Below are 13,347 nucleotides of genomic sequence, written 5' to 3'. Positions count from 1 at the left end.
CCCATTTTCGTAACACCCGCGTAATCCGGTTTTCGTACCTTCGTTTGTTGGTATGCATTGACATCCAAACTTGATTTTCGTACCTTTCCCAAAAACCGTTCAAAGCGTTCCCAAAAAATGAAAAACCTTTTCTTTACCTTGTTACTAGTCGCTGCTTGCCAATGGACCCTGGCGCAGGAATACCGTGTATACAAAGCCCCAACTTTTCGCGAGGAATGGAGCAAACCTTCGTATTATCCGGACCGGATTGTGCTCAATTTTGGTGCGGACCCTGCTCATCAGGCCAGTGTCACCTGGCGAACCGACACCACCATTTCCCAGACGTTTGCGGAGATAGCGGTGGCGGATGGAGCGCCCAAGTTCTGGCGGAATGCAGAAACACTTCCGGCCAAAACTGAATTGCTGGATGCCTCTTCGGTGGAAGTAGCCCGGGTAAAAGCGCACTACCATTCCGTGACCTTTTCCGATTTAAAACCCGCAACTACCTATGCCTATCGGGTGGGCGATGGGGATACCTGGAGTGAATGGATTCAGTTTAGCACGGCATCCGATGACAAGGACGAACCATTTGCCTTTCTCTATGTGGGCGACACACAAAATTACATTCTGGAGCTGTGGGCCCGGCTGATTCGGGAAGGCTACCGAAAGGCACCGGATGCCAAATTTATCATTCATGCGGGAGATTTAGTAAATACCGCGCACCGGGACCAGGAATGGCACGAGTGGTTCACGGCAGGAGGATTTATACACAGCATGGTTCCCTCCCTTTCAACGCCCGGAAACCACGAATACCGCAGCATTCCGGAATGGGACGGAGCAGATGCAGCGCGCAGGCTTTCCTTGCAATGGAGGCCACAATTCACCTTGCCGGAAAATGGCCCCGAAGGCCTGGAAGAACTTGCCGAGACGGTCTACTACATGGACTACCAGGATGCCCGTATTATTTCCCTGAACAGCAACGTGATGCAAGCAGAACAAATCCCCTGGCTGGAAGAAGTGTTGTCCAATAATCCTCAAAAATGGACCATTGTTACCTACCATCACCCGCTGTTCTCTGCCTCGGAAGGAAGGGACAATGCCCGGCTTCGGGAAGCATGGAAGCCACTGTTTGACAAATACAAAGTGGACCTGGCACTGCAAGGACACGACCACAGCTATGCCCGGGGTCGGGTGTCTCCGGGCGACAATGTGTTGGACGGCGTGAACGCGCGGGACAAAACCGGAACGGTATACGTGGTGTCCGTAAGTGGAGGAAAAATGTACGAACTCCGAAGAAATGGCTGGGAGGATTACGAAGCCGATCGAGACCGGGCCGCTGAAAACACCCAATTGTTTCAGGTGATCCACATCGAAGGCGACAAGCTGAGCTTTGAGTCCTATACCGCCATTGGAGAGCTGTACGATGCCTTCGATCTGGAAAAACAAGCCGATGGTACCAACAAATTTATCGAGCGAAAATCCGAAGCTGTCTCGGAGAGACGGTTTTCCAATACCATCCCCTACGAAGACCCCTTACCGGAAAACTTGCAAACGATTCTTCAAAGCCGGTATCCGAATTACGCCATTACCCGTGTAAGTGCGCGTAAAGAAGAAAACCAGCTGGTTTTCTCCGTGCGCCTGGAGAAAGACGGGGAACGAAAAGAACTGAGCATCGACGAGCAAGGAAACATCAGGGAATAAAGGCTTGCGGGATTGGGCTCCATTCGCACAAGGGACACCCTTTTAAAAATCAAGACAGACGAAACTCCCTCCGTTGAGGCAGAGGGAGTTTCGTTTTTTAGGGCTTTTGGTTTACCGCGTTGCTTCGCAGTATTGGCAACAAGGTCACCCGATGAAATGCATCCTACAAGAAAACATGGGGGTCAACCTGAGGTGAAATACCTTGCCCCTATCTTCGGCACTCGGATTTTTTTTTACACGTAAAAAATCCATCTCTTTGCCCCGCGGGATTTTGGATTTTCAAAATTAACGAGTTAGTTTCCGCTTTTGCATCCGATAATACGGCTCAAATGCGATGAAATCAGGGGTATTGGCACGTTTCACTCCTCCGGTAAGGCAAATGCCACATAGGCATCTCCTGCAGGAGTGCCCAGGCGATTGGCGCCTCCCGCGGCGATAACCACGTATTGCCTGCCTTCCACTTCATACACCGAAGGCACCGCATAACCTCCGGCTGGAAGCCGGTATTCCCAGAGCACTTTTCCCGTTTCCGCATCAAAAGCCCGGAACATTTCATCGGCCGAACCCCCGATAAATACCAGCCCTCCCGCTGTGGCCACACAACCGCCGAAATTTTGGGTGCCGGTGGGTGCCACTCCCCTCGCTTTCAATTCGGGATATTCGCCCAGGGGCACTTTCCATTTGATGGTTTGCGTGGTCAGGTCGATTGCATTCAGTGTTCCCCAGGGCGGTCGACTCGCGGGAAAACCTTCCTCGTCGGTAAAAATGCGAAACCCTTGCAATACATACCGATCCATGGCTTCCTTTTCTGCTGCGGGCGTTTCCACAGGGGATGCAACAGGGGGTACTTCGTCCAATAAATAACCGATCAATGCTTCCAACTGCTCCTCTCCAAAACCACGAAACGCAGGCATCACCCCGTTTCCACCAGTAATGATCCGCTTTGCCGATTCACGATCGTGTCGTTCTCTGAGATTGGTCAGTGCCGGGAATGCCTCCCCCAATCCTTGTCGGTTTGCCCCATGGCAATTGGAACAATTGGAGAGGTAAATGTACCTGCCGGAACCGGGTCCGCTGACCATATCTCCCTCCTCGGAATCCCCGGATAGGTTCCGTAGCTGAAGTACCATCGGGATTTCATTGGCATTCACATAGACCATATGGCTTTTTGGGTCGTGGGAAAGCCCTCCCCATAGCATGCCACCACGAGTGGCCGGAAAGGTAAGGGATCCTTCCAGGCTGGGCGGAGTATACATACCCTCGTTGCGGTATTTTCTGAATTCGTTTTTCGCATAGGCCGCGGCTTCCCGGGAAATCGTCGTCAAATAGGTACTGTCCAGCCCCTGAGGGACGACTCGAATTCCCTGTCCAATTTTTTGCGTCGGATGGGCTACTTCACCGGGCACGTAGGAAGGTGGTACGAGTTGCTCCTCCAGGTCCAGCAATGGCTTTCCGGTAACCCGGTCCAGAAGAATCAATTCCCCCATTTTGGTAGGCTGGATCAGCGCCTTGACCATTTTCCCATTCATCGGAAAATCGGCTAAGGTGGGCGCACAAGGCAAATCGTAATCCCAAATATCGTGACTTACCGCCTGGTAGTGCCACTGGTAGGCTCCAGTGCTGGCATCCAGTGCAAGGATGGAATTGCCATAGAGGTTCTCACCGATGCGGTTGCCGCCATAAAAATCGTAGGTCGGCGATCCGGTAGCGACGTACACCCAGCCGCTTTCTTCGTCCAGACTTAACCCGCCCCAGTTGTTCGTACCGCCGTAATTTTCACCCTCCACCCAGCGCCAGGTATCGTATCCGTATTCTCCTTCCTGAGGTATGGTATGAAAAACCCAACGGAAATCGCCGGTTTCGGCGGAATAGGCCCGGATGTGACCGGGAGCGGCATCGTATCCCTCCCCAGTTCCCGATCCGATGATCAATAGGTCCTTATAGATGATTCCCGGCGTATTCAAGGATACCGAAAGTGTTTCCGGATCCCGTCCAAGGTCCTTGCGAAGATCCAGCATGCCCTTTTCCCCGAATGCTTCAACCAGGTCTCCGGATACCGCATCCAGGGCAAACAAGAGGTGCCCGGCTGCCAAAAAAATACGCGTTTTTCCGCCGGCGGTATAAGCCGTTACGCCACGATTGACCCCACCCGATTGCCCATATGCCGCTGGGTCAAAACGCCAAAGTACTTCCCCGGTCCGTGCATCCAGGGCGATAAGGTCCAGTTGGGGCGAGGTGATATACATGATCTTTCCCAGGACGATCGGATTGCATTCCATGGGTGTTCGCTCCCGTTTGTCTCCCGTGTGAAAGGTCCAGGCAGGTTCGAGCAAGTGCACGTTTTCTTTGGTGATTTGATCCAAACTGGAAAACTGAGCCGCCGTGGAACTTCCCCGGTACTGTTCCCAGCTGCTGTACCGATCATCTGAGGTACATCCGGCCGCCGAAACTGCGCATGCGCTTAGCATCAAAAGGTAATGGGCTATTTTTTTCATTACTGGTACTTGTTTTCGGTGTCAATTTTCGAACGAAATGGCCAATCCACATCTTCCATCCGGGATTCCCTCATTATTCGATCTATTTCTGCCACAATATCGGGATGCTCTCCACTCAGGTCACGGGTTTCACCGGGGTCCTCCGCCAGGTCGTAGAGCAAAATTTTCCGATTACCCGCAAAAATATCCAGGCGAATTCCCTTCCACTTACCCATGCGTACCGCCTGCTTGCCTCCTTGCTCGTGAAATTCCCAGTAAAGGTAGGAATGTGTACCCTGTTCGCCTTCTCCCAGAAGGGTGGGCAAAAAGGAGATTCCGTCGATACCTTGCTCGTAACCCGCACCCGCTGCTTCGGCCAAGGTGGGCAAAATATCCCAAAAAGCGCTGATGTGATCCGTTTGACTGCCTGCTTTCACCTTTGCAGGCCAGCTGACTATCATGGGTACGTGGATCCCCCCTTCGTGTAAATCGCGCTTGTACCCCCGAAAAGGGCCATTGCTATTAAAAAAATCAGGATCCGCGCCTCCTTCGAGGTGGGGGCCGTTGTCGGAACTGAATACAATCAGCGTGTTATCCAGAATACCCAAAGAATCCAACCTGGCGACGATTTGTCCTACCTGATCGTCCAATAAGGTCACCATGGCAGCAAATGCGGCGTGGGGATAAGGCTGGGATCCATAGCCCCCCACTTTGTACCGGGGATGATTCGGATCGTCTACCCCTTCGTAGGGCGTTTCCGGACCCAACAAGCTTTCGAATCGATAGGGTGGCTCGGGATTGGTTCGTTTCAAAAACTTTTCCAGATAGGCTTGCGGCGCGAATAACTCCGCATGGGGAATAATGGACGGCATGTACAGGAAAAACGTGGTATCCTTGTTTGCTTCGATAAACTGCAGGCGTCGTTCCTGAATTAGTTCCGGTGCGTACTGCCCCTCTTCAGCACCCTGGTTGCCTTCCAGTGTCAAGATGGCATCGTTATCGTTTAATTCCCTGGGATAGTAATTATGGGCGATGGTCTGGCTATTGTAGCCAAAAAAGACATCAAAGCCCTGAGCAAGGGGATCGCCTGCGGAACCGGGATATCCCAACCCCCATTTTCCAAAAGCGCCCGTTACGTACCCCGCACCTTTCAATACCTTAGGTAAGGTTTGCATGCCTTGCGGTAAGGGGTATTGGCCTCCGTTCATACCCCGGTTACCGCGTACCGGCGTATGTCCGGTATGCAGGCCGGTCATCAAGGCGGAGCGCGAGGGGGCACAAACCGTGGATCCCGCATAGTGCTGGGTAAACACCATTCCCCGGGCTGCCAATCCGTCGATATGCGGCGTTTGGAATCTTTCCTGCCCCAGAAAGCTAAGATCACCATACCCCAGGTCATCCGCCAATATGTAGATGATATTGGGTTTTGACGCAAGTTGCTCGTCGTCTTCCCCGGAAGTTCCACAGGAAAAGGCAAGGGAGCCAATAATACATAGCAGCAAACGCGCGCCGTAAGATGGTAATGGTTTTAAATTTTCCATAGTTAAGGTCAATTATCCCTATCCCCGTACAAGCCGGTATTTCCCTTTTCCAATAGCGGCAACAGCTCCGCAACAATTTCCGGGGAATTCCCGGCAATATTTTTCGTTTCCATGGGGTCGGTTTGGTGATCAAACAGCTCCAGGTTGGGTAGTGCATCCCGGAAATAGCGGGTGAGCCTGTACCGATCGGTACGCATGGAAATCCCGTTTCTGAAGTAACTAAACGCCAAGCCCGCACGTTGGCCGTCGCGCCCGTTTTTCATCAGGGGAAGGAGCGATTGCCCATCCAATGGGAAATTGGTAGAAATACCCGTCAGTTCCATCAAGGTAGGATACAGGTCGATGCTGCTGACAGGCAATTCGCTTCCAATCTTTCTCGCTTCCATTCCCGGAACTTTGATCATCAAGGGGCTACGGACGGCCATTTCAAAAGTGGTATGTTTCCCCCAGACCCGGTGGTCTCCCAAGTGCCAGCCATGGTCACCCCAGACCACGATGATGGTACGGTCTGCCAGTCCTTCTTCTTCCAGGGCCTCCAACACCTTTCCCACCAGAGCATCGCTATAGCTAACGGCGGCATAGTAGGCGTGCCGAAGCTTTCTGGCATAATCATCCGAAAGTTTCCGGTCCAGACCTGCTTTTTCCTCGCCCAATTGGTATTGGTTGAATTCGCCACTCTCCTGAAGGCTACTGGGATGAACGTTCTCGGGTAATTCAGGAAAAGGAGAAAGTGGAATATCCTCGCGGTTGTACAGGTCCCAGTATTTTTTTGGCGCCGTAAACGGCAGATGGGGCTTAAACAAGCCCAATCCCAGGAAAAATGGCTGGCCTTTTTCCGATAGTTCTTTTACTTTATTAACGGCCAGCTGGGTGGAAAGCCCATCCGGATAGCCCAGATCGTCCACCTCACCCGCTTCGTAGGGCTTGACCTGCTTGTTCATCCCCTGCCGGTTAGAGCCATCTGCATAGCCAAAAAAGGCATTCCACCCGGTTCCCCATTTACCGGCATCAAACAACATCTCGTCCCAACTGTGTGGCATTTCCATTTTGGCTCCTTCGGGACTTTCTTCGTAGCCGTACCACAAGCCATCCACTGAATGGCTGATTTTTCCTATGCCCACTGTGTAATACCCGTTTCTTTTGAGGTGGTGCACAAAACTTTCCGGTCGTTCCTTTTCAGGCTCGTTGGATAGAAACTGTTCAATGGCCGTGTTTCGCAAATGCTGGGTAGTACGGGGCAACATACCGGTGAGAATGCTGCAACGGGAGGCGCCGCAGGTAGGAACCTGCACGTAATGGTTGAGAAAAACGGATCCGGTATTACCGATGGCATCCAGATTTGGGGTTTGAATGATGTCATTGCCATATACCCCCAGTTCGGGGCGCAGGTCGTCAATGGCGATAAACAGGATATTGTAGGGCTTTTCTTCGGCTGCCGGTTTGGAACAGGAGAAGAAAATGCCAAGACAAAGGCAGAAAAAGATGCAAGCGTAGTTTTTGGTCATCGGGTAATCGATTAATCTGGAAATACGGGCGAAGTACTGGCTTAAATATAGGGGGAAATCGCTAAAATTAAAATTACGCTCGGTTGATCCTGAAAAATCAATGGTTTCGTCCCTACAGCTCGTATCCCGATGGTTATACACAAGTAATCGCTGAAAAACCCCAATTTTCAAACTGTTCCTCAAAATGTAGCGAAACTACGCCAAACCGACCACTTCCTCGATTGCAAATGCCTGATGCCGATAAATTCAATTTTTTAGCCCAAGCCCTTTTGAATAATTTTTGGCAAGGGTTATGGGAATATTATAAAGTTTGCTTTTCTTTAACCTTACCTGCGCCACCATAGATCTAAAAAATGAGCCCAAAAAGAAACGTCAAGCTTAGCCCCCCTCCCAAAACCGCTGCAGGTCCACGATCCATCCGGTCCGTGGCCTATTACCTATGGGAGGAAACCCATATCGGCCGTGGGGTAAAAACGCTCTTTACGCTAAATCAACCCAAAGGCGTTGATTGTCCCAGCTGTGCCTGGCCAGACCCTGACCCGGAGGAGGTTTCGAAACTGGCGGAGTACTGCGAAAATGGAGCAAAGGCGGTGGCCTGGGAAACGGGCTACAAACGAATAACACCTTCCTTCTTCACGCAATACAGCATTCGTGACTTGATTGAAAAATCCGACCATTGGCTGGAAAAGCAGGGCCGACTGACCGAACCCATGGTGCTGGAAGAAAACGGCAGCCATTACCGTCCCATTTCCTGGGAAGCCGCTTTTTCACTCATTGCCGAAAAACTCAACAGCCTGGACCACCCGGATCGGGCCTTGTTCTATACCTCCGGCCGCACCAGCAACGAAGCGGCTTTCCTTTACCAGTGCTTTGTCCGCCAATTTGGAACCAACAACCTCCCCGATTGCTCCAATATGTGTCACGAGGCCTCCGGAAAAGCACTTTCGGAAACCCTGGGCATTGGGAAAGCATCTGTGACCCTGGCCGATATTCCAGAGGCCGAACTGCTGCTGGTTCTCGGTCAAAATCCCGGAACCAACGCTCCCCGGATGCTCACTTCCCTGGAAAAACTCAAACGAAAAGGGGGCAAAATCATTATGGTAAACCCCCTTCCGGAAACGGGACTGATCCAATTCAGAAACCCCCAAAAACCCTGGGAATGGGTGGGCAAACCAACGGTTATTCATGACCTGCACCTGCAGGTAAAACTGAACGGTGATCTGCCCCTCCTGAAAGCCCTACTGAAAATACTGATGGAAGAAGATGCCGCCAGCGATGGACAGGTGTTGGACCGTGCCTTTATCCGGCAGCAAACCAGCGGCTATGAAGCGCTGGTGCGCCATTTACAGGAAATAGACCTTCCACAACTGATCCGGGCCAGTGGGGTACCGGAAGAAAAAATCCGGGAGGCGGCAAACCTGCTTGCCTCCAGCAAGAAAATCATCATCGCCTGGGCCATGGGCATCACCCAACACCGCAACGCGGAAAATACCATCCGCGAAATCGTTAATATTCTTTTGCTAAAGGGAGCCATTGGAAAAAAAGGAGCCGGGACGCTACCTGTAAGAGGCCATAGCAACGTGCAGGGTGACCGGACCATGGGCATTTGGGAAAAAATGCCCGATAGCTTTCTGGACCGGCTGGGAAAGGCGTTTTCTTTCGATCCTCCCCGGCACCACGGTCTAGCTGCGGTAGCTTCGGTGGAAGCCATGCTCTCCGGGCAGGCCCGTGTGTTTTTTGGAATGGGTGGCAATTTTGCCTTAGCCGCTCCAGATACCGCCAAGGTATTCCAGGGCCTGCAGCAATGCGAATTGACCGTTCAGGTTTCCACAAAGCTAAACCGTAGCCACCTGATTCATGGAAAAACGGCGCTAATCCTTCCTTGCCTGAGCCGGACGGAAAAAGATATCAGTTCTGCGGGAGCGCAATGGGTCAGCACGGAAGACACCGCTGGTCGGGTGCGCATGTCTCAGGGGGACCTTGAACCGGCTTCCGATCGGCTCAAAAGCGAAGTAGCCATCATTTGTGGCTTGGCCAGAACTGTTCTGGGAAAAGACAATCCGACGGATTGGGAGGGCATGTCGGTCGATTACAACCGAATCCGGGATAAGATCGAAGAAGTCATTCCGGGTTTTGAGCGGTACAACCAACGCGCACGTGTTCCCGGCGGCTTCTATCTTCCAAACGGAGCACGTCAAGGTATCTTCCATACGGACGACCAAAAAGCCAAACTGACGGTCAATCCCTTGCCAGCGGATTCAGCGCCAAAGACACCGTTTGTATTGATGACCATCCGCAGCCATGACCAGTTCAATACCACCGTCTACGGCTACGACGACCGCTACCGTGGAATCGCGGATAGCCGGGAGGTGGTCATGATGCATCCCGAAGACATGGCGGAATACGGATGCAACACGGGCGATCGGGTAAAGCTCATCAGTGTTTTTGAAGGGGAAGAACGAATCCTGGAAGGATTTCAAGTGGTTCCCTACGCCATTACCAAAGGCTGCCTGGCCGTCTACTTTCCCGAAGGAAACGTGCTGGTGGCGCTCGGAAACCGATCCGGCGAAAGCCAGTGTCCGGCATCCAAGTACGTAGAAGTTCACCTCAAACGCATGAACCCATGAGCGGAAAAACCGGACTGGTCATGCCTTGGGAAATCAAAAAACAACTGGGTGCCTGTACCGAAACCCTATCGGATTTAATTGCCGTGGAGGAACCACTACAGATCCGCCTGGAGTATGAAAAATGGGGAAAATGGCAGGAGAAAGACCTGGTGGTCACCATGCGCAGCCCCGGACAAGACTTCGACCTGGTTATGGGATTTTTGTACGCAGAGGGGATCATCCGAGAGGAAAAGGACCTATTGTGGATGCGCTATTGCCAACGGGTGAAGCCGGAAGAGGAAGGAAATGTGATCCGGGTGCGCTTGCATGGTAACCTACCGGTCAACCTCGAAAACCTGGAACGAAATTTTTTTACTCATGCCAGTTGTGGGGTTTGTGGCAAAACGGCCATTGACGCCGTTAGCTGTCAGGCAGAGAACTTGCCTTTCGATGGTCGATGGAAAATTTCAGCAGATACGATTCGAGCCTTGCCACAAGCTCTGGATGCCCAACAGACCGGCTTCAACCATACCGGCGGGCTTCACGCTGCCGTCTTGTACGATGCCAGCGGAAACCTGCTCCTGCTTCGGGAAGATGTAGGCCGGCACAATGCGCTGGATAAATTGATCGGAGCCGCGCTACGCCAGGGAATCGCGCTTCCAGAAAACAAAATCGTGCTACTTAGCGGCAGGGTGAGCTTCGAAATGGTACAAAAAGCAGTCAACGCCGGTATTCAGGTGCTGGTAGCATTGGGAGCGCCCAGCAGCCTGGCGGTACGTCTGGCTCAGGAGAAAAAACAAACCTTGATCGGATTTTTGAAAAAAGACCGGTTCAATAGCTACAGTGGCTGGGAGCGAATACAGTAGAGAGCAAAAAAATAACCAAAACAATGCTCTCCAGGATCAATGGAAAAATTTACTTATCACCCGGCATAAAGGTAGGGCGTCAGACATTTCTAAAAATACCCGGATCGGGGTATTTTTCTCGCATTTTCGTGGATTTCAAGGTGTAGCAACCTGCTTTAAGCTTACTCCACACCTCCTTCCGTCCCTGCTTTCAGGAGGACCGGTGCAGCTGTATGAGATGTCGTGCGGGTAGGAATACGGGCGGTGAATCCCTCCACTCTGGCAGGAAAAATTACGGAGAAATGGACCCTTTGAAGACGGGAACAAAAAAAGGCCCAGCTGAGCTGGGCCTTTTTTTAGGCCAAATCATCGGTCAAGATTCGGGACATTCCGTCCCGAATATCGGGAAGAGCTTGCACCGTAAAAAAATAAGTCACTATAAATATGCGGACAGCCACTCCTACGGTGAACTCAAAACATAGAGCGAAGCGCTTAATTTCGAAGCGTTTTACCTGCGCAGTTGGAATTCGTACGCATCCTTCTATTTAATCCACACAAAGAAGCGACTTGGGGAGTTCCCTCCTTCCGGATTCTCCCTTTTCAGGTACCTGCCTGCAAGGGACCCCTTGATTCGAATACCAGCCCGTTCTGAAGCATCCATTTTCTCAAACGGGATTGCTCTTCTCCGGTCAGCACCTGATTGGCTTTGTGAAGTTCCTTCTTCACCAGGCCATAATCAAAACGAACCTTTTCTAATATCACTTTGTAGTAATCCAAATAAGACATACGCATCATTTGTAACTGTTTTTAAGGGATAAAACCATTGGTGTTCATTCGGAAATATCGATGATTTTTATGGGTTTCCGCCTGGCTTCTTCCCGTTTCGGTAAGGTAAGCGTCAACAGGCCGTTGTCAAACCGCGCATCTATTCCCTCCAAAGATACCGTTTCGGGGAGTTGAAAAGAGCGGGTAAAGGAGTGGTAGTTGAATTCCTTGGTGAGGTACTGTTCCTGATTTTTTTCAGGGTTTTGTTTCGCACTTCCGCTGATGCTCAGCACTTGTTGATCCAACTCCACCTTTATGTCCTCCCGATGCATGCCCGGGAGTCCCATTTCGATACGGAACGCTTCGTCGGACTCTAGAATATTCACCATCGGCACAAAAGCCGTATTCCACCTCCGTCGATTGCTTTGGATCCAATCTCCGGCTACCAAATCATTAAACAAGCCCGTTGTGGGCTTCCATCCATTTTTACTGATTACCTGTTCCATGGCGTATACGTTTTAAGTAAAACATCAAATAAACCGATTCAATGGGTTACAAATTGCCGAAATTCCGGCAACAACCGTCAACCATTTTTTTCCATGGAATTCAAATCACATGCCAATTTGCATCGCACCGCTTCCCCACCTGTGCCGCTGTCAATATGACACCAAGCTCAACGGTTTGGCTCCTCGCGCGAAAATCAAAAACACTGAAAAAATGTCAGAAATTACAGTTACACAGGGACTGAGGAAGCGTCAGGCCGCCGTCTGGCTACCTAAATACAATAGCAATGGAATCCTAAACCAGTTGCGGTTGCCCTTCTTTGGGCCACAAAGCGCAACACTAAAGATTTTTCGGATATAGGTAGGGGGTTATGAATTGATCACTTTTTGAATCAAAAAGCGAAATCAATTTAACAAAACAATAATGGCCTGAGCGTGCAATAAAGCTCGAAAATTGCTTTTATCGCGCGAATGAAAAAAGGCTGCCCGCATCATTCCTCCCCTGCCGCTTCCTGAAAGGCAAAGGCCTGCTGACCGGTAAAGTCCGTGCTTTGCATGGAGGGTGCCCAATAGCGCTCCACATGGGCCACGACCAATTCCGTTCCCTTAAAATGACTGACATAGGGGGGCATTTCCGGGTTGTACATGGTATCGGTCATGTCCCGCATCAATACGACGTTTTTATTTAGATTTGCCATTTGCCGAATGGCAAAAGGTCTTCCCAACACACACATATTTAAATGCACGCCCATCACCACAATATTCTTGATCTCTCTGGACTGAATGATATTGAAAATCTCCTGGCCCTGATCCGATATGAAATCGCCTTCCTCAATCGTTATTTCCGGTGTTTGCCGGGTCCAGGCCGTTCGCTCCTCACAAGGTTCACCGTTGGAACAAGGTTTGTCACAGCCCCCATCGCTGTCGTCAATAGGTAGAGGCGCTTCGGTATCTGGGTCCAGATAGCACCAATCGTTTATGGGGAATGCTTCCGGCGCCGCATGATAGGGCATCGCCTGCGCAGCGACTCGCTGGGGGGCATCGGCATAGAAATCCATGGTTCCACTGGGTGCGTGTATGATGGTGACCCCCATCTCCCGGGCTGCAGCAATGGTGGCGTTCATGGCAGGTGCCAACTCCCCTACTCGTTGTGTGGCGCTCTCGCACCAATGCTCGTTCCACATATCAGTTACGATAAACGCGGTTTTAACCGGGTCCCAGTCTTCCTGGTATTCCCTGGTTTCCCAGGCTACGTTTTCACTGTTGATAGCCACCTGTTTTCGGAGGTTTACCTGTATCCGTTTTGAATCGGAAATAGAAGTAGCAGCGCGTTCATTGCTTCCTGAACGACAGGAGGAGAAAAGAGCAACCGCTAACAATACACAAAAGATAGGTTTCATCGTACCGGATTTTTCGGTAAGATACGTT

The 13,347-nt window shown here is 51.2% G+C and carries 9 protein-coding genes; 3 read left to right on the top strand and 6 right to left on the bottom strand.

Going from position 1 to position 13,347, the window contains the following annotated elements; all coding sequences use genetic code 11:
• Positions 1-117 precede the first annotated feature (117 nt).
• Entirely contained in the window at positions 118-1,680 is a 1,563-nt protein-coding gene (locus tag ABWH99_RS11130) for a fibronectin type III domain-containing protein (RefSeq protein ID WP_375586347.1), read from the top strand.
• A 359-nt stretch (positions 1,681-2,039) separates the two neighbouring features.
• On the opposite strand, the gene ABWH99_RS11125 is transcribed toward ABWH99_RS11130, so the two are convergent.
• Genes ABWH99_RS11125 through ABWH99_RS11115 form a run of 3 tightly spaced genes read right to left on the bottom strand, consistent with a single transcriptional unit; the run spans position 2,040 to position 7,200 of the window.
• Entirely contained in the window at positions 2,040-4,175 is a 2,136-nt protein-coding gene (locus ABWH99_RS11125) for a pyrroloquinoline quinone-dependent dehydrogenase (RefSeq protein WP_375586346.1), read from the bottom strand.
• Positions 4,175-5,695: an arylsulfatase gene (locus ABWH99_RS11120; protein WP_375586345.1), complete on the bottom strand. Its 1,521-nt coding sequence runs from the start codon at positions 5,693-5,695 to the stop codon at positions 4,175-4,177. Before ABWH99_RS11120 ends, ABWH99_RS11125 begins: the two co-directional genes overlap by 1 nt.
• A gap of 8 nt (positions 5,696-5,703) precedes the next feature.
• On the bottom strand, positions 5,704-7,200 hold the full coding sequence (locus tag ABWH99_RS11115) for a sulfatase (RefSeq protein ID WP_375586344.1): 1,497 nt from the start codon (positions 7,198-7,200) through the stop codon (positions 5,704-5,706).
• Between the two features lie 353 nt (positions 7,201-7,553).
• Between ABWH99_RS11115 and ABWH99_RS11110 the strand changes: the two genes are divergently transcribed.
• Both ABWH99_RS11110 and fdhD read left to right on the top strand, forming a co-directional pair.
• The gene (locus tag ABWH99_RS11110) at positions 7,554-9,827 is read left to right on the top strand and encodes an FdhF/YdeP family oxidoreductase (RefSeq protein WP_375586343.1); all 2,274 of its coding nucleotides are present in this window, start codon (positions 7,554-7,556) and stop codon (positions 9,825-9,827) included.
• On the top strand, positions 9,824-10,672 hold the full coding sequence (gene fdhD / locus ABWH99_RS11105; protein WP_375586342.1) for a formate dehydrogenase accessory sulfurtransferase FdhD: 849 nt from the start codon (positions 9,824-9,826) through the stop codon (positions 10,670-10,672). Before ABWH99_RS11110 ends, fdhD begins: the two co-directional genes overlap by 4 nt.
• Positions 10,673-11,251: 579 nt before the next feature.
• Here the strand turns inward: fdhD and ABWH99_RS11100 are convergent.
• The 3 genes from ABWH99_RS11100 to ABWH99_RS11090 all read right to left on the bottom strand — a co-directional run bounded on the left by ABWH99_RS11100 (position 11,252) and on the right by ABWH99_RS11090 (position 13,319).
• The gene (locus ABWH99_RS11100; protein ID WP_375586341.1) at positions 11,252-11,446 is read right to left on the bottom strand and encodes a hypothetical protein; all 195 of its coding nucleotides are present in this window, start codon (positions 11,444-11,446) and stop codon (positions 11,252-11,254) included.
• 35 nt (positions 11,447-11,481) lie between these two features.
• Positions 11,482-11,922, bottom strand: coding sequence for an Hsp20/alpha crystallin family protein (locus ABWH99_RS11095; RefSeq protein WP_375586340.1), 441 nt, complete (start codon positions 11,920-11,922; stop codon positions 11,482-11,484).
• A 488-nt stretch (positions 11,923-12,410) separates the two neighbouring features.
• Complete coding sequence (locus tag ABWH99_RS11090) at positions 12,411-13,319, bottom strand: isochorismatase family protein (protein WP_375586339.1); 909 nt, start codon at positions 13,317-13,319, stop codon at positions 12,411-12,413.
• Positions 13,320-13,347: the final 28 nt, after the last annotated feature.

Origin of the sequence: Cyclobacterium xiamenense (genome assembly GCF_042140265.1) — a bacterium.
GTDB classification, from domain to species: Bacteria; Bacteroidota; Bacteroidia; order Cytophagales; family Cyclobacteriaceae; genus Cyclobacterium; species Cyclobacterium xiamenense_A.
Note: the sequence above shows the minus strand (reverse complement) of the source record. Positions and strands in the feature narration are given on the sequence as shown.